Raw genomic sequence first — 17,074 nt, forward strand, 5'->3', positions numbered from 1 at the left:
TGGCTTGCCAGCGATGAGGGCATAAAGCAAAGATCGCAGCCTTCGGCAGCTCCTACAGAATCAATGCGATCTTTTGATCTTCCCCCAAACAAAAACGCCCCGACCAAAGTCGGGGCGTTTTCATGTGCAGCTATCGCTTAGCGCGGGAACGCTGGCGGATTCACATCAGCCATGTCTTCCATCACGCGGATCACCTGGCAGCTGTAACCGAACTCGTTGTCGTACCAGACGTACAGAACAACGCGGTTGTCCTGAACGATGGTCGCTTCAGCGTCGACCACACCAGCGTGGCGCGAACCCACGAAGTCAGTCGAAACCACTTCCTGCGAGTTAACGAAGTCGATTTGCTTGTGCAGATCGGAGTGCAGCGCCATGTAGCGCAGGTACTCGTTCATCTCTTCACGAGTAGCGGCTTTCTCAAGGTTGAGGTTGAGAATGGCCATCGACACGTTCGGCGTTGGAACACGGATCGCGTTACCGGTCAGCTTGCCGGCCAGCTCAGGCAGGGCCTTGGCAGCAGCGGTGGCAGCACCGGTCTCGGTGATAACCATGTTCAGCGCGGCGCTACGACCACGGCGATCGCCTTTGTGGAAGTTGTCGATCAGGTTCTGGTCGTTGGTGTACGAGTGAACGGTTTCGACGTGACCGTTGATGATGCCGAACTTGTCATTCACAGCTTTCAGCACCGGCACGATGGCGTTGGTGGTGCAGGAAGCAGCGGAGACGATCTTGTCATCAGCGGTGATTTCACCGTGGTTGATGCCGTGAACGATGTTCTTCAGCTTGCCTTTGCCTGGCGCAGTCAGAACAACGCGGTCGATACCCGGGCACTGCAAGTGCTGGCCCAGGCCATCAGCGTCACGCCATACACCGGTGTTGTCCACCAGCAGCGCGTCTTTGATGCCGTACTGGGTGTAATCCACTTCAGTCGGGTTCTTCGCGTAGATCACCTGGATCAGGTTACCGTTGGCGGTGATGGTGTTGTTTTCTTCGTCGATGGTGATGGTGCCGTTGAACGAACCATGTACCGAATCGCGACGCAGCAGGCTGGCGCGTTTGGTCAGGTCGTTGTCGGCGCCTTTGCGCACGACGATGGCACGCAGACGCAGACCGTCGCCACCACCGGTTTTCTCGATCAGGATGCGCGCCAGCAGACGGCCGATACGACCGAAGCCGTACAGCACAACGTCGGTGCCTTTACGTGCGGAAGCGTTTTGCTGGCCAACCACATCAGCCATTTCTTCACGAACGAATTGCTCGGCGCTGCGGCCATTGCCTTCGTTGCGGAATTTGAACGCCAACTTGCCCAGATCTACCGAAGCCGCGCCGAGCTTGAGCTCGCTCATGGCTTTGAGCAGTGGGAATGTTTCGTGGACGGAGAGTTCGCTGTCGTCGGAAGAACGGTGGCGCGCAAAGCGGTGAGCTTTGAGAATCGCGATGACAGACTGGTTGATCAGGCTGCGGCCATAGATCGAGCTCACCACGTTGTTATTGCGGTAGAGCTGACCGATAAGCGGGATCATCGCTTCTGCGAGTGCTTCACGGTCGATCCATTCACCAAGACACTGGTCGGGCTTCTGAGTCACGGTAACCTTCCACATGTAGGGGCAGAAAAAAGGGGCTACATTATGCCGCCCACAACCTCATTCAGCAATGCGCGCTTGTCGCGAAATCGGTAACAAAATTCCTTTCAAAAAAATCACGCCTCGCGCCAGCCCAGTAAATACGCGGCTTCCAGCGCTGTCAATTTTTCGTCGACTGTTAGACGATGTCTGTAACCCTCCGTAACACGAGCCAATTTCGGCACTACATAACCACTAAAAAAGTGCTCGTTTTTATGGTTACCACTACATTTCGCCAAAACAGTGAAGATAGACGTAGTCTGCAACTGACAGGCGACACCCGACGCCGCTACAATTACCGACTTTGTCGCAAAGCCTGGAGCTCAACCTTCCGTGCCCGTTCTGCGTCTACCGCAACTCCCTGCCGAGGCAGGTAAACAGCATTGGGGCAATTTGCCCGGCGCTGCCCTCAGTCTGGCGATTGCCGAGGCTGCCAGCGCTGCCAAGCGCTTCACCCTGCTACTGACCGCCGACAGCCAGAGTGCTGAACGACTGGAACAGGAGCTGAGTTTCTTCGCCCCGGATTTGCCCGTTCTGCATTTCCCCGACTGGGAAACCCTGCCCTACGACCTGTTCTCGCCGCATCAGGACATCATTTCCCAGCGCATCGCCAGCCTGTATAGGCTGCCGGAACTGGAACATGGCGTGCTGGTGGTGCCGATCACCACGGCCCTGCATCGTCTGGCGCCGACCAAATTCCTGCTCGGCAGCAGCCTGGTGCTGGATGTCGGGCAGAAGCTCGACGTTGAACAGATGCGCTCGCGCCTCGAAGCCAGCGGCTATCGCTACGTCGACACGGTGTATGAGCACGGCGAATTCACCGTACGCGGCGCGCTGATCGACCTGTTCCCGATGGGCAGCAAGTTGCCCTATCGCATCGACCTGTTCGATGACGAAATCGAAACCCTGCGCACTTTCGACCCGGAAAACCAGCGCTCCATCGACAAGGTCGACTCGGTCAAGCTGCTGCCGGCGCGTGAATTCCCGTTGCAGAAAGACGCGGTCACCCGCTTCAAGGCGCGCTTTCGCGAGCGTTTCGACGTCGACTTCCGGCGCTGCCCGATCTTTCAGGATCTGAGCAGCGGGATTACTCCGGCCGGTATCGAGTACTACCTGCCGCTGTTCTTCGACGAAACCTCGACCCTGTTCGATTACCTGCCGCAAGACACGCAAGTGTTCTCGCTGCCGGGCATCGAGCAAGCGGCGGAGAATTTCTGGAACGACGTGCGCAATCGTTATGAAGAGCGCCGCGTCGATCCATCGCGTCCTTTATTGCCACCCGCCGAATTGTTCCTGCCGGTGGAAGACTGCTTCGCCCGCCTGAAGAGCTGGCCGCGAGTGGTTGCCAGTCAGCAAGACGTCGAGACCGGCGCCGGTCGCGAGCGCTTCCCGGCGCAAGCCTTGCCGAATCTGGCAATCGAAGCAAAAGCCACGCAACCGCTGGCAGCGCTGGCTGGCTTCCTCGATGAATTCCCCGGGCGCGTGCTGTTCACTGCTGAATCCGCGGGCCGTCGCGAAGTGCTGCTGGAGTTGCTCGAACGTCTGAAGCTGCGGCCGAAAACCGTCGACAGCTGGCCGGACTTCGTCGCGAGCAAGGATCGTCTGGCGATCACCATTGCCCCGCTCGACGAAGGCCTGATGCTCGACGATCCGGCGCTGGCGCTGGTCGCTGAAAGTCCGCTGTTCGGCCAACGTGTCATGCAGCGTCGTCGCCGCGAGAAACGTGCCGACGGCAACAATGATGCAGTGATCAAGAACCTTACCGAGTTGCGCGAAGGCGCGCCGGTGGTGCACATCGATCACGGCGTCGGTCGCTATCTCGGCCTGACCATTCTGGAAATCGACGATCAGGCCGCCGAATTCCTTACCCTCGAGTACGCCGAAAACGCCAAGCTCTACGTGCCGGTGGCCAACCTACATCTGATCGCGCGCTACACCGGCAGCGACGATTCGCTGGCCCCGCTGCACCGCCTCGGCTCCGAGACCTGGCAGAAAGCCAAGCGCAAAGCCGCCGAACAAGTGCGTGACGTCGCTGCTGAATTGCTCGACATCTACGCCCGCCGCGCCGCTCGCGAAGGTTATGCGTTCGCCGACCCGAAAGCCGATTACGCGACATTCAGCGCCGGTTTCCCGTTCGAAGAAACCCCGGATCAACAAACCACCATCGAAGCCGTGCGCGCCGACATGCTCGCGCCGAAACCGATGGATCGCCTGGTCTGCGGCGACGTCGGTTTCGGCAAGACCGAAGTGGCCATGCGCGCGGCGTTCATCGCCGTCCACGGTGGCCGCCAGGTTGCGATTCTGGTGCCGACCACCCTGCTCGCCCAGCAACACTACAACAGCTTCCGCGACCGCTTCGCCGACTGGCCGGTGAGCGTGGAAGTGATGAGCCGCTTCAAATCGGCCAAAGAAGTGAACGCAGCGATCGCCGATCTGGCGGAAGGCAAGATCGACATCGTCATCGGCACGCACAAACTGCTGTCCGATGACGTGAAAATCAAAAATCTCGGGCTGGTGATCATCGACGAAGAACACCGCTTCGGTGTGCGCCAGAAAGAACAGCTCAAGGCCCTGCGCAGCGAAGTCGACATCCTCACGCTGACCGCCACGCCGATTCCGCGCACGCTGAACATGGCAGTGTCGGGCATGCGCGATTTGTCGATCATCGCCACACCGCCGGCGCGACGCCTGTCGGTGCGCACCTTCGTCATGGAGCAGAACAAGAGCACGGTCAAAGAGGCCCTGCTCCGCGAACTGCTGCGCGGCGGTCAGGTTTACTACTTGCACAACGATGTGAAAACCATCGAGAAATGCGCCGCCGACCTCGCCGAACTGGTGCCGGAAGCACGTATCGGCATCGGTCACGGGCAGATGCGCGAGCGCGAACTCGAACAGGTGATGAGCGACTTTTATCACAAGCGTTTCAACGTGCTGATCGCTTCGACCATCATCGAGACCGGCATCGACGTACCGAGCGCCAACACCATTATCATCGAGCGCGCTGACAAATTCGGCCTGGCGCAACTGCACCAGTTGCGTGGTCGTGTCGGTCGCAGTCACCACCAGGCGTATGCCTACTTGCTGACGCCGCCGCGCCAGCAAATCACTTCGGACGCGGAAAAGCGTCTGGAGGCGATCGCCAACACTCAGGATCTCGGCGCCGGTTTCGTACTGGCCACCAACGACCTGGAAATCCGTGGTGCCGGCGAACTGCTCGGCGATGGCCAGAGCGGGCAGATTCAGGCCGTGGGTTTCACGCTGTACATGGAGATGCTCGAACGCGCGGTGAAGTCGATCCGCAAGGGCGAGCAACCGAACCTCGATCAACCGCTCGGCGGTGGCCCGGAGGTCAATCTGCGCGTGCCGGCGCTGATTCCGGAAGATTATCTGCCGGACGTTCACGCCCGTCTGATTCTGTACAAGCGCATTGCTTCGGCGACCGACGAGGAAGGCCTGAAGGACCTGCAAGTCGAGATGATCGACCGCTTTGGACTGCTGCCGGAACCGACGAAAAATCTGGTGCGCATCACAGCCTTGAAGTTGCAGGCTGAGCAGTTGGGCATCAAAAAGGTCGATGGCGGCCCGCAAGGTGGGCGCATCGAGTTCGAAGCGCAGACGCCGGTCGATCCGATGACGTTGATCAAACTGATCCAGAGCCAGCCGAAACGCTACAAATTCGAAGGCGCCACGATGTTCAAGTTCCAGGTGCCGATGGAACGCCCGGAAGAGCGCTTTAATACTGTAGAGGCGCTGTTTGAGCGCCTCCTCCCGAAATCTGTTTAAAGGACGCCGCATGCGCCTGTTTCGCTCGCTGACTTTGCTACTCACCCTGGTAGCACCTTCGGTTTTCGCCGATGACCTGTATCAGGTCGAAATGATTCTGGTCCGGCAGAACGCCGTGCCGGCCATCGTCAGCCGTGCCGCGCCGGAAGACTGGGCCGCTGGCGCCCAGCGCCTGGCCGAAGGCAGCCAGCGCACGCCGGCGTTGAATGACGTTGTCACAAAACTCACCGCCAGCGGCGACTACAGCGTGCTGATGCACAAAGCCTGGCAGCAAACCCTCGGTGAAGCGCCAGCGAAAGTCGCGGTCAGCGACGGTCAGGAGCAGTACGGCCAGTTCCCGATCGAGGGCACGCTGGAGATGAAGCTCGGGCGTTTCACCGACGTCGCGGCCGATTTCTGGGTCAATCAGATCGACAGCAACGGCCTGGTCACCGCCAGTGAACGCCTGAAACAGGACAGCCACACCAAGAACGGCCAACTCAACTATCTCGACAACGGCCATCTGGCGCTGCTGATCAAGATCACTTCCCTGACCGCACCTGCGCCACGGGAAGCGCCTGAAGCGATTCCGGACTGATCGAAGTCCTTATGAACCCGCCGCTGAGTAAACCGTTGGCGCCCTCCTGGGTCAGCCGATTCAAGGAACAGAGCCTGGAGCGTGGCCGCCGCTACGCCCTGGAAAACCGGGTACGCATCGCCCAGGTCGGCGATGCAACGATCACCGCCAGTTGCGAAGGCTCTGGCGGTAACGTTTACCGTCAGACGATTCATCTTCGCGAGTCAGCCAAAGGCACTTTGCTGCTGGTCGATGCCGGCTGCACCTGCCCGGTCCGCAGCAACTGCAAACATTGCGCAGCGGTACTGCTGAAAGTGCAGGAAACCCTCGATTACCCCGCCGCCGCCCAAGACGCCGAGCTTTTGGAAAAACTTCAAGCCGTGCTGGAAAACCGTGGCCCGAAAGCACCACCGCAAGTGCTGGTCGATAATGTGCAACCAATGCCGCGTCTGTGGCTGGCCAGCGTCGAGTTCAGCGCTTTCGAACCGCGCAACGGCAAGATGCAGCGTTATATTCAGCACCGCGCGGCGTTGTCGTTCAGCTATCTGGATGAGTACGTCAGCGGGCAGAAGAACAGCGACATCCTGATCCGTCAGGAAACCCAGACGCTGCGGATAAAACGCCACCCGGAAGTCGAACAGTCCTACCGCGAACAGTTAAGAATCCTCGGCTTTCGTATCGCCACGCGGCAGAGCAAAGCGCTGCCGGAGAGCGCGGGCGAGCTGTACGAGATGGTCAATGACAGCGCCTGGCTGACGTTCACCCTCAATGACCTGCCGAAGCTGCGCACACAAGGCTGGGAATTGCAGATCGACGAAGAGTTCGGCTTTGATCTGACAGCCGTGGATGACTGGTACGCCACGGTCGAGCAGGCGCCGGAGCGTGACTGGTTCGATCTGGAACTGGGGATCATCGTCAATGGTGAACGTCTGAGCCTGCTGCCGATCCTGCTCAATCTGATGCGCTCGCACGCGGAAATTCTCAACCCGGAACGCCTTGCGCGCCGTCGCGATGACGAGCTGATTCTGGTCAACGTGCCGCAACGCAATATCGAGCACGGGCCGCTGCAGGTGGCATTGCCGCTGGGCCGGTTGAAGCCGGTATTGATGACGCTCGGTGAGTTCTATTTGCAGGAGCCGGGCGAAACCACCCTGCGCCTGAGCAAGGCCGACGCCACACGCCTCAACTCGCTGGAAGGCCTGCCGCTGCTGTGGGAGGGCGGCGAGCAGATCCGCACGTTCGCCCAACGCTTGCGCGACATTCGTGACTTCAGCGCTGAAGCACCGGAAGGACTGAACGCGACGCTGCGCCCTTATCAGCTCGAAGGCCTGAGCTGGATGCAATCGCTGCGGCAACTGGAAGTCGGCGGGATTCTTGCGGATGACATGGGTTTGGGTAAAACCCTACAGACCCTGGCGCATATTCTCAGTGAGAAAATCGCCGGGCGCCTCGATCGCCCGTGCATGGTGGTGATGCCGACCAGTCTGATTCCGAACTGGCTGGATGAGGCGGCACACTTCACGCCGCAGCTGAAAGTGGTCGCGCTGTACGGCGCCACTCGTAAAAAGCATTTCGATAATCTGGCCGATTTCGACCTGATCCTCACCACCTACGCGCTGCTGCCCAAAGACGTCGAACGTTTGGCCAAGCAGCCGCTGCATGTACTGGTGCTGGATGAGGCGCAGTACATCAAAAATCCGAACAGCAAAGCCGCTCAAGCCGCGCGCGAGCTTAATGCACGTCAGCGCCTGTGCCTCAGCGGTACGCCCCTGGAAAACCACCTCGGTGAGCTGTGGTCGCTGTTTCACTTCCTGCTGCCGGGCTGGCTCGGCGACGTGAAAAGCTTCAACGCCGATTACCGTGTGCCGATTGAAAAGCGCGGCAGTGAAGTCAGACTTCAGCACCTCAACGGTAGGATAAAACCGTTCCTGCTGCGCCGCACCAAAGAGCAGGTCGCCACCGAGCTGCCGCCGAAAACCGAGATCATCCATTGGGTCGATCTCAACGAAGCGCAGCGCGATGTGTACGAAACCATGCGTTTGGCGATGGACAAGAAAGTCCGCGACGAAATCACCCGCAAAGGCGTGGCGCGCAGTCAGATCATCATTCTTGAGGCGCTGTTGAAGCTGCGTCAGGTTTGCTGTGATTTGCGCCTGGTCAACGACGCCACCCTGCCCGCTCGCGGCAGCACGTCCGGCAAGCTCGACAGCTTGATGGAGATGCTTGAGGAGTTGTTCGAGGAAGGACGGCGGATTCTGCTGTTCTCGCAATTCACCTCGATGCTGTCATTGATCGAAGACGAGCTGAAAAAACGTAACGTTTCCTACGCGTTGTTGACCGGCCAGACCCGCGATCGGCGTACACCGGTGAAGGAATTCCAGAGCGGCAAGCGTCAGATCTTTCTGATCAGCTTGAAGGCCGGCGGTGTTGGCTTGAACCTGACGGAAGCGGACACGGTGATTCACTACGACCCGTGGTGGAACCCGGCGACCGAGAATCAGGCGACGGATCGGGCGTACCGGATTGGTCAGGAGAAGCCGGTATTCGTTTACAAAATGATTGCCCGAGGCACGGTAGAAGAGAAGATTCAGCACCTGCAAAAGGAAAAATCCGACCTGGCGGCGGGCGTGCTGGATGGGCGCAAGGCTGGGGACTGGAAGTTGCAGAGTGATGATATTGAAGCGCTGTTTGCGCCGTTGCCGGACAAGCTCGAGAAGCGTTGAGACCTTTTTTGTCTGTTAGATAGCCATCGCTGGCAAGCCAGCTCCCACAGGTATCGAGTTGGAACACAGTTTTGTGTACGACTCACAACGCTGTGGGAGCTGGCTTGCCAGCGATGGGGCCATCAGACATTGCTCTATTACTTAGGGCTCAGCCCTTGGCAACAGGCAACGGCGCAAACAGCGCTTCGATGTCACTCTGCTCCAGCTTCCAGCCACCCGTCGTCCCACCTTCAAGCACCGCACCGGCCAACGCTGCTTTCTCCTGCTGCAACGCCTGGATTTTCTCCTCTACCGTGCCGCGAGCGATCAGCTTGTAAACGAACACCGGATTGTTTTGCCCGATTCGATACGCACGATCCGTCGCCTGATTCTCCACTGCGGGGTTCCACCAAGGGTCGAAGTGGATCACCGTGTCCGCTGCGGTCAGATTCAAACCAGTACCCCCGGCCTTGAGACTGATCAGAAACAACGGCACCTTGCCGCCCTGAAAATCCTTCACCGGCGTGCGCCGATCCGTGGTTTCACCGGTCAGCAGCGAATAGGCAATGTCACGTTGCTGCAGTTCTTCCTCGATCAAGGCCAGCATCGAGGTGAACTGCGAGAACAGCAGGATCCTGCGACCTTCGCCGAGCAGCTCTTCGAGCATCTCCATCAAACTGACCAGTTTGCCACTGCCGGAGCGCAGTGCCTTCGCCGTCAGCGGCATCTTGATCAGACGCAAGTCGCAACAAACCTGCCGCAGTTTGAGCAAGGCATCGAGAATGATGATCTGACTGCGCGCCACGCCACTGCGGGCAATTTCGTCACGGACTTTTTTGTCCATCGCCACGCGAACGGTTTCATAGACATCGCGCTGGCCGTCGCTGAGATCGACCCAATGCACGATTTCGGTTTTCGGCGGCAGTTCGGTGGCGACCTGATCCTTTTTGCGGCGCAGTAAAAAGGGTTTGATGCGCGCTGTCAGGTGCTGCATGCGCTGAACATTGCCGTGCTTTTCGATTGGCGTGCGGTAATCGCGATTGAAGGATTTGCTGTCGCCAAGCCAACCGGGCATGAGGAAATGAAACTGCGACCACAGCTCGCCCAAGTGGTTTTCCAATGGCGTGCCGCTCAGGCACAAGCGCTGGCGGGCTTGCAGATCACGCGCGGCTTGCGCCGCTTTGCTGATCGGATTTTTGATGTTCTGCGCTTCGTCGAGAATCAGCACGCTCCACAGCTGCGGCTGCAGAACCTCGAGATCCCTCGGCAGCAACGCGTAAGTGGTCAGCACCAGATCGTACTCGGCCAGATTAGCGAAATCCTTTTGCCGCCCAGTGCCGTGCAGCGCTAATACTCTCAACTGCGGGGTGAAACGCTCGGCCTCGTCGAGCCAGTTGGGAATCAGGCTGGTCGGCATCACCGCAAGAGCCGGGCAATCAAGGCGACCGGCGTGTTTTTCCGTAAGCAGATGCGCCAGGGTTTGCAGGGTTTTGCCCAGCCCCATGTCATCGCCCAGAATGCCGCCGACCTCAAGCTCGCGCAGGGTCTGCATCCAGTTCAGGCCTTCGAGCTGATACGGGCGCAATTGCGCGTTAAGACCGGCCGGCGCAACGACGTGGGTGTGACTGGAATTCTGCAATCGCTTGGCGAAGGTGCGCAGCCGCTCGCCCCCCTGCCAATCCAGCGGCACGCCATCGAGCATACTCAAGCGCGCGGCGTCCGGGACACTCAAGCGCAGTGCATCGCCCTGATGACCGCCCAAGTACAACTCGCCCAGCGTGGCCATCAGCGGCTTGACCCGACTCAGCGGCAGCGCGACCTTGGCGCCCGAAGAGTCACCAAAACCGCTGGGTTTCAGTTCGATCAGGAGTTTTTCGTCATCGCTGCGTTGTGCCAGATTGACCGGGTCAAGCAAGCGCGGCTGGGTGCGCAACAAGTGCAGAAGGATTGGTAGCAAACTATATCGCTGGCCATTGACGACGATACCCAACTGCAAGTCAAACCACTGATGCCCAGCCTCTTCTTCGACCTCGGCGTACCAATGCTCAACCGGTTGCACATTGAAATGAAAGCCGGGACTCATCTCCACTTCCCAGTTCGAGGCGCGCAACGTGGCAAGCCCTTCGTGCATAAACCCGAGCCAGGCGGAATCATCCGGCAACGTGAACATCTCGCCGGGACGATCCAGCGAGCTCTTGCGCGTGGCTTTTTTGAAACCGAGCTTTTGCAGGATCTGGCGCAGTTTCTTTTCCATCGCAGGCTGGCGTTGAATGCGCTGGGTTTCGGTACCGTTGAGGATCATTACTTCCGGGTTGCGATCCACCGTCGGCTGGCCGTTGTAGGTAAACACCAGGGCAGCGCGGTGCTCCAGAACGTATTCCCAGCGCGAGCGCTCCCGACCGCTGACGAGAGTCAGTTGTGGCTGCGGTAGTACGTCGTCGATGATTCGTTCGGTCAGTTGGTGTGGCGGCGGGATTCTCGTCGCGGCGCTCATGCGATGGCTGAACTGCATGGCCTGACGCGCCGGAATGTCCGGCGCCAGAGTCAAATGGCTGGCCAGTTTTTCTTCCAGCTCATTGAACAGAGGGCCAATCTGCCGCTGTTCACGATCCAGGTAATAAAGCGGCTCCAGCGCCAGCACAGTTTCCTGCGCAGCCTCGGCACTGCTCCACTGCGCGCGGAAACCGCCGTCGGCCTGCTCGGCCCAGGCGAACTGACCGATGCGCTTCGCGCCCGGCACCAACGGTCGCAGATCCTCGAAATCGAGGAACAGCCGCGAGGTGCGCAGGAGCATTTCCAGCAGTTCGGCGCCGCTGCTGCCTTCCAGCGGATAGCCGCTGTAATAGGCGTGGTGAGAGTGCATGGCAACCAGCAGCCTGGCGACGCGCAGATCCAGCTCGGACAGGTAGCCGGGTTGACGCATGAGCATTTCCGCCAGCGAATACATCGGTTTGACTTCGCGTAACTCGCCGCTCTTGAGCTGGGAGACCTTGAAAATATCGAGCAGCCACTTGCCGCTGACTGACGTTGGCTTGACCTTGTAAAACAGGCGCGTGCCTGCGGTTTGCGCGCCTTCTACTGCGGGCTTGGCCGGCACCGGAATTGTCGAAAGCCAATGTTCCAGCGCCCGACCCAGCGGGATCTGTGCATCACTTTCAGACGCACTATGATCACTGCCCTGCAGGTGATAAAGCACCGCAGCGCAATGCTTGCAGTCGATAGCGACAGGACAGGTGCACAGGCAACGCAAATAGACGGAACCTAGCCGATCTTCAGACAGGTAAATGATTTGTTCATACGCCTGATCTTGCGAACCGACGCAAAACGCCTCGATCTTTCTGCCATCGATCTCGATGATCTCTACCCGGTCCTCGGCGGCATAAGCCCGAGCCTTGGCCAGCGCGGTGCTAGTGAATTCCTGAGTCCAGGCCAATGACTTGAGCTGTTCGATGAAAATGCTCATTGGCGGCCCTTAGCTGGCCAACACCCGCGCCAACGTCGACTTCACCTTGCCCATGCCGTCATGCAGCGCCTGCTCGATCTCGGCCATGGTGATCACTTCGGTGGTCTTGCCCGCCGCAGGGTTCACCACCAGCGCCAGACAGGCATATTCCAGATCCAGCTCGCGGGCCAATGCCGCTTCCGGCATGCCGGTCATGCCGACGATGTCGCAGCCATCACGCTCCAGACGCACGATCTCGGCCACGGTTTCCAGACGCGGGCCTTGGGTGCAGGCGTAAACGCCCTGATCGCTGTAATCGCAGCCTTCAGCCGCCACCGCGGCGATCAATTGCTGACGCAGCGGTTCGCTGTAGGGGAAGCTGAAGTCGATGTGGGTGACGTGTTCCAGGTCATCAGCGAAAAAGCTGTGCTCGCGACCGCTGGTGTAGTCGACGATCTGATGCGGCACGCAAAAGTGCCCGGTGCCCATCGCAGGATGAATCCCGCCCACGGCATTCACTGCGATAATCGCTTCGGCACCCGCTTGCTTCAGCGCCCACAGGTTGGCGCGGTAGTTGACCTTGTGCGGCGGGAAGCGATGCGGATGGCCGTGACGGGCGAGGAACAGCACTTCCTTGCCGGCGTATTCGCCAATCTGTACGTCGGCCGATGGCGCGCCGTAGGGCGTGTCCACCGCCAGCGATTGACGAATGGTCAAGCCTTCGAGCTGGGTCAGGCCGGTGCCACCGATGATTGCGTAAACGGTCATAGCGAAAAATCCTTAATCGATCAGTTGAGCGTCTTTGAGCGCGCCGATAGCGGTGAGCCAGCGCGGATCCTGGCGATATTCGGTGCTGGCAATGGCCTGACCGCGCATGCGCGCAATTCGGGCGGAGGGCTTGACCTTCATCCGTTGCGCGGCGCTGAGGGCTAGTTCGGCAGCGGCGCGGTCGTTGCACACCAGGCCCATGTCGCAACCGGCAGTCAGTGCAGCTTCGATGCGACTGGCGGCGTCGCCGACCACATGGGCGCCGGCCATCGACAGGTCATCGCTGAAGATCACGCCATCGAACTGCAATTCGCCGCGCAGGATGTCCTGCAACCAGCGCCGGGAGAAACCGGCGGGCTGCGAATCAACCTGCGGATAGATGACGTGCGCCGGCATGATCGCGGCCAGTTGTTTACTGAGTTTGGCGAACGGCACGAGGTCGTTGGCACGGATCTCGTCGAGGCTGCGCTCGTCATTCGGGATCGCCACGTGCGAATCGGCTTCAGCCCAGCCGTGACCGGGGAAATGCTTGCCGGTGGCGGCCATGCCGGCGCTGTTCATGCCCCGGATAAAGGCTCCCGCGAGCAGTGCGGCACGCTCTGGATCACCTTCAAATGAACGGGTGCCCACCACGGCGCTGCGCTGGTAGTCCAGGTCAAGCACCGGGGCGAAACTCAGGTCGAGACCGACCGCCAGCACTTCAGTGGCCATGATCCAGCCGCACTGCTCGGCGAGGTATTCGGCATTTGGGTTGTCGGCGATAGCGCGCATCGCCGGCAGGCGTACGAAGCCTTGGCGCAAGCGCTGCACGCGACCGCCCTCTTGATCCACCGCCAGCAGCAGGTCTGGGCGAATCGCGCGGATCGCCGCGCTGAGTTCACGCACCTGACGCGGATGTTCGATATTGCGCGCGAAAATGATCAGGCCGCCCACCTCGGGCTGACGCAATAATTGGCGATCTTCAGCCGTCAGCCAGGTACCGGCGACGTCCACCATCAACGAGCCTTGCAGGCCAGCAGTCATAGAGATTCCTTGAAAACGAAAAACCCGATCCGCAGCAAATCGCTACCGTGAGCAAGGCTCGGCAGGTCGGCAATTTCTATCGAGATCGGGTTCACAACGAGAGTCGGCATGGGCGGCTAGCTTAGCGGATACAAGCTGCCGCGCCCACCCGTGTACGGTTAAACCTTGGCGGCAACCGGTGTCGATTTGCTACGCGGGCGCAACTGCGCCGTCGCCATCGCCGCGTCAGTAACGCCGGTTTCGGCGCGCATGCCTGCGGCGAGGAACGGCACCATCAGGCGCATGACTTGTTCGATGGAGGTGTTGACGCCGAAATCGGTCTCGGCAATCGCGCGCAATGCCTTGATGCCGGACATGCTGAACGCGGCAGCACCGAGCATGAAGTGCACGCGCCAGAACAACTCGATCGGCGGAATCCGTGGCGCTGCTTCGTTGACCAGCAGCATGTAGCGACGGAACACCTTGCCGTACATGTCTTCCAGATACCGGCGCAAGTGGCCCTGACTCTGGCTGAACGCGAGGCCGAGCAGACGCATGAAGATCGACAGATCGTTGCCGCTGCGTGGCTGCACCACGAGCGCTTGCTCGACGAGGATTTCCAGCAGTTCTTCCAGGGTCGGCTTGTTTTCAGGCTTGGCCTGACGGCGCTCCAGCTCTTTATCGAGGCTGATGCAGAACGGCCCGAGGAAGCGTGAGAACACTGCCTGAATAAGGGCTTTCTTCGAGCCGAAGTGATAGTTCACTGCTGCCAGGTTGACGCCAGCCTTGCTGGTGATCAAACGCAATGAGGTTTCAGCGAAACCTTTCTCCGCGAACAACTGCTCGGCAGCATCAAGAATGCGTTCAACGGTTTCCGACTGGGCCATGGCTACTCCGCCTGACAAACACTTGTTTGAAACATACGTTTCAGCCTGTGCGTTGTCAAGCCTGCCGGTTCGTTTTGGGAATGGTCGGTCAGCTATTTAACCACACATGCCCGCCGCATTAATAAGCACACCTGCCGACCGTCTGGCGGCGTGCAAAAAAACGGGCATTGCCAAGACCGCTTCACTGTATATAATCCCAGTCACTGTATAAAAAGACAGAGCGATCAATATGCTAAAGCTGACGCCACGCCAAGCCGAGATTCTGGCCTTTATCAAACGTTGCCTCGAAGACAACGGCTACCCGCCGACCCGCGCGGAAATCGCTCAGGAACTGGGCTTCAAGTCGCCGAACGCGGCCGAAGAACACCTCAAGGCATTGGCTCGCAAGGGTGCCATCGAGATGACTCCAGGTGCCTCTCGCGGCATTCGCATCCCTGGCTTTGAAGCCAAGGCTGATGACTCCACCCTGCCGATCATCGGCCGTGTGGCTGCCGGTGCACCGATTCTCGCCCAGCAGCACATCGAAGAATCCTGCAACATCAATCCAACCTTCTTCCACCCTCGTGCCGACTACCTGTTGCGCGTGCACGGCATGAGCATGAAGGACATCGGCATTTTCGATGGCGACCTTCTTGCCGTCCACACCACCCGCGAAGCGCGAAATGGTCAGGTTGTCGTTGCACGTATCGGCGACGAAGTGACCGTCAAACGCTTCAAGCGCGAAGGCAGCAAGGTCTGGCTGATGGCCGAAAACCCTGAGTTCGCCCCTATCGAAGTCGACCTGAAAGATCAGGAACTGGTGATCGAAGGCTTGAGTGTCGGCGTTATCCGCCGCTAAAGGAGGCTCTATGCAGTTCCCACACACACCTCAGCAAACACAACTGCCTTTATTCGAAGCGTTTCTGGCACAACCGATGGCGCCAACCCTCAAAGAAGTGGTCGAGCGCCCGTGGACTGCCGAACCTGAAGTATTCAGTGAGCTGTCACTGCGTGGTGCGGCGGGGAACTGCCTGAACCTGCTTGCCCCGATCCTTCGCGAACTGAGCGAGGACCAGGATGCTCGCTGGCTGACGCTGATTGCGCCACCGGCCAGCTTGACTCAAACCTGGTTGCGCGATGCTGGCCTGAACCGCGAGCGCATCTTGCTGTTGCACCCGCGCGGCACTCAAAGCGCTCAACAACTGGCGTGCGAGGCATTACGCCTGGGCCGCAGCCACACGGTGGTGACCTGGCTCAACCCGCTGAACGCAGGTTCACGGCAACAGCTGATCAGCGCTGCACGCACGGGCGACGCTCAGAGCCTGAACATTCGATTGGGTTGATTGACGAGTAACGTGCGCTGTGTGAAGCGCAGGGCTTCTCCAGGGACAGAGAAGCCGATCTGAAGCGGTAACGATAAAAACGAAATGCAGGCGGGGATCAGTGAAGAACCCGCGGCCCCTCTTCCTTATCAAACTCACCTTCGATCATCCGGCCTGCCATCTGCACGCCGACGCTCAACATCGCCTTGGCGATTTCCACATGCTGACCTTGAAGGAAAGTCTTGGCATCCTCGGAGAAATCCAGAGTCACCAAAGAACCTTCGTCCTCAGCCCTGCGCAGTTCGATTCGGCCGTCTGGTAACTCGACAATTTCTAGAAAGGACGTTGGCATATAGGTCTGTTCTCCACGAAAGGCAGGGATTATATAGACATCATTCAGGCTTCGCTCGGGATCTTGACCAGCAGCATGTTTCAGATTGCCACCGTGTCAATCATCCTCAGCACTCGTTCAGCCCCTCACGAAAACGCAGCGCCAGGCCTTTGAGGTTCTGCCGCCAGCTCTCCAACTCCTCTCGGCTCAGCTCATCTGGCGCCTCTTCCTCGTCCAGATTAATCGCCTGAATCAGTGGCTGTGTCACATCGCCCTTGGCCTTGTGCGGCACCCGCGGTGGTTGAAACAGCGCTGAATGTGCAGCCAGCAGTTTTGCCAGCCAGGTTTCCGAGTTACCCGCCAGTTCAATCATTTCGGCCAGCTCGGGAATCGCAATCGACTCCAGCACTTCGCGCGCCAGCAACGCCTCAGCCCGGGGCGCGCTGGCTTGGGGCAGACGATAGAAGCCCGCGATCTCATGGCAAAGCCCCAACAGAGCGCCGTAGAGGTGAAACAACGCCGATTCACGACCGGCCTGAATCAGCGCCAGGGAATTCATCGCCCGCCCCTCTTCAGCACGAGCCAGGGCTTCCAGCGACAGGCCGGCGAAATAGATCTTCTGATTGGTACGGGTATAGAGTTCGTGAGCCATGACGGCGCTCTCCACAACGAAATAATTG

12 protein-coding genes are annotated in these 17,074 nt (G+C 59.4%); 5 read left to right on the plus strand and 7 right to left on the minus strand.

The features are described from left to right. Positions 1–137: 137 nt before the first annotated feature. Positions 138–1,601, minus strand: coding sequence for a glyceraldehyde-3-phosphate dehydrogenase (locus PMI37_RS15005; RefSeq protein ID WP_008082184.1), 1,464 nt, complete (start codon positions 1,599–1,601; stop codon positions 138–140). Positions 1,602–1,955: 354 nt separating this feature from the next. Between PMI37_RS15005 and mfd the strand changes: the two genes are divergently transcribed. From mfd to PMI37_RS15020, 3 genes are read left to right on the plus strand one after another with little or no spacing between them, the layout of a single operon-like run. Continuing rightward, a complete protein-coding gene (mfd, locus tag PMI37_RS15010; RefSeq protein ID WP_008082185.1) occupies positions 1,956–5,405 on the plus strand; it encodes a transcription-repair coupling factor in 3,450 nt (1,149 codons plus the stop codon). Between the two features lie 10 nt (positions 5,406–5,415). Beyond that, positions 5,416–5,982: a CsiV family protein gene (locus tag PMI37_RS15015; protein ID WP_008082186.1), complete on the plus strand. Its 567-nt coding sequence runs from the start codon at positions 5,416–5,418 to the stop codon at positions 5,980–5,982. A gap of 11 nt (positions 5,983–5,993) precedes the next feature. Further along, complete coding sequence (locus PMI37_RS15020) at positions 5,994–8,684, plus strand: DEAD/DEAH box helicase (RefSeq protein ID WP_008082187.1); 2,691 nt, start codon at positions 5,994–5,996, stop codon at positions 8,682–8,684. Positions 8,685–8,832: 148 nt separating this feature from the next. On the opposite strand, the gene PMI37_RS15025 is transcribed toward PMI37_RS15020, so the two are convergent. The 4 genes from PMI37_RS15025 to PMI37_RS15040 all read right to left on the minus strand — a co-directional run bounded on the left by PMI37_RS15025 (position 8,833) and on the right by PMI37_RS15040 (position 14,762). Then, positions 8,833–12,126, minus strand: a complete 3,294-nt coding sequence (locus tag PMI37_RS15025; RefSeq protein WP_008082189.1) for a DEAD/DEAH box helicase — start codon at positions 12,124–12,126, stop codon at positions 8,833–8,835. Positions 12,127–12,135: 9 nt separating this feature from the next. Next, entirely contained in the window at positions 12,136–12,873 is a 738-nt protein-coding gene (locus tag PMI37_RS15030) for an S-methyl-5'-thioinosine phosphorylase (RefSeq protein WP_008082191.1), read from the minus strand. Positions 12,874–12,885: 12 nt separating this feature from the next. After that, positions 12,886–13,896, minus strand: a complete 1,011-nt coding sequence (nagZ, locus tag PMI37_RS15035) for a beta-N-acetylhexosaminidase (RefSeq protein WP_008082192.1) — start codon at positions 13,894–13,896, stop codon at positions 12,886–12,888. Between the two features lie 158 nt (positions 13,897–14,054). Next, positions 14,055–14,762 carry a TetR/AcrR family transcriptional regulator gene (locus PMI37_RS15040; protein ID WP_007910473.1) on the minus strand — a complete coding sequence of 236 codons (708 nt, stop codon included), beginning with the start codon at positions 14,760–14,762 and terminating at the stop codon, positions 14,055–14,057. Positions 14,763–14,991: 229 nt separating this feature from the next. Between PMI37_RS15040 and lexA the strand changes: the two genes are divergently transcribed. After that, complete coding sequence (gene lexA / locus PMI37_RS15045) at positions 14,992–15,600, plus strand: transcriptional repressor LexA (RefSeq protein WP_008082195.1); 609 nt, start codon at positions 14,992–14,994, stop codon at positions 15,598–15,600. 10 nt (positions 15,601–15,610) lie between these two features. After that, positions 15,611–16,084, plus strand: a complete 474-nt coding sequence (sulA, locus tag PMI37_RS15050) for an SOS-induced cell division inhibitor SulA (RefSeq protein ID WP_008082198.1) — start codon at positions 15,611–15,613, stop codon at positions 16,082–16,084. Positions 16,085–16,181: 97 nt separating this feature from the next. Here the strand turns inward: sulA and PMI37_RS15055 are convergent, their stop codons facing one another. Both PMI37_RS15055 and PMI37_RS15060 read right to left on the minus strand, forming a co-directional pair. Next, entirely contained in the window at positions 16,182–16,415 is a 234-nt protein-coding gene (locus PMI37_RS15055) for a hypothetical protein (protein ID WP_008082203.1), read from the minus strand. A 106-nt stretch (positions 16,416–16,521) separates the two neighbouring features. After that, the gene (locus PMI37_RS15060) at positions 16,522–17,046 is read right to left on the minus strand and encodes a DUF6586 family protein (protein ID WP_008082205.1); all 525 of its coding nucleotides are present in this window, start codon (positions 17,044–17,046) and stop codon (positions 16,522–16,524) included. Positions 17,047–17,074: the final 28 nt, after the last annotated feature.

Origin of the sequence: Pseudomonas sp. GM80 (genome assembly GCF_000282515.1) — a bacterium.
Classification (GTDB): Bacteria; Pseudomonadota; Gammaproteobacteria; order Pseudomonadales; family Pseudomonadaceae; genus Aquipseudomonas.

What these genes read in the sequence shown, in the direction of transcription:
- PMI37_RS15015 (WP_008082186.1), top strand. Translation starts at nt 5,416, where the DNA reads ATGCGCCTGTTTCGCTCGCTGACTTTGCTACTCACCCTGGTAGCACCT.
- PMI37_RS15030 (WP_008082191.1), bottom strand. Translation starts at nt 12,873, where the DNA reads ATGACCGTTTACGCAATCATCGGTGGCACCGGCCTGACCCAGCTCGAA.
- sulA (WP_008082198.1), top strand. Translation starts at nt 15,611, where the DNA reads ATGCAGTTCCCACACACACCTCAGCAAACACAACTGCCTTTATTCGAA.
- PMI37_RS15060 (WP_008082205.1), bottom strand. Translation starts at nt 17,046, where the DNA reads ATGGCTCACGAACTCTATACCCGTACCAATCAGAAGATCTATTTCGCC.
- PMI37_RS15005 (WP_008082184.1), bottom strand. Translation starts at nt 1,601, where the DNA reads ATGTGGAAGGTTACCGTGACTCAGAAGCCCGACCAGTGTCTTGGTGAA.
- lexA (WP_008082195.1), top strand. Translation starts at nt 14,992, where the DNA reads ATGCTAAAGCTGACGCCACGCCAAGCCGAGATTCTGGCCTTTATCAAA.
- PMI37_RS15025 (WP_008082189.1), bottom strand. Translation starts at nt 12,126, where the DNA reads ATGAGCATTTTCATCGAACAGCTCAAGTCATTGGCCTGGACTCAGGAA.
- nagZ (WP_008082192.1), bottom strand. Translation starts at nt 13,896, where the DNA reads ATGACTGCTGGCCTGCAAGGCTCGTTGATGGTGGACGTCGCCGGTACC.
- PMI37_RS15020 (WP_008082187.1), top strand. Translation starts at nt 5,994, where the DNA reads ATGAACCCGCCGCTGAGTAAACCGTTGGCGCCCTCCTGGGTCAGCCGA.
- PMI37_RS15040 (WP_007910473.1), bottom strand. Translation starts at nt 14,762, where the DNA reads ATGGCCCAGTCGGAAACCGTTGAACGCATTCTTGATGCTGCCGAGCAG.
- PMI37_RS15055 (WP_008082203.1), bottom strand. Translation starts at nt 16,415, where the DNA reads ATGCCAACGTCCTTTCTAGAAATTGTCGAGTTACCAGACGGCCGAATC.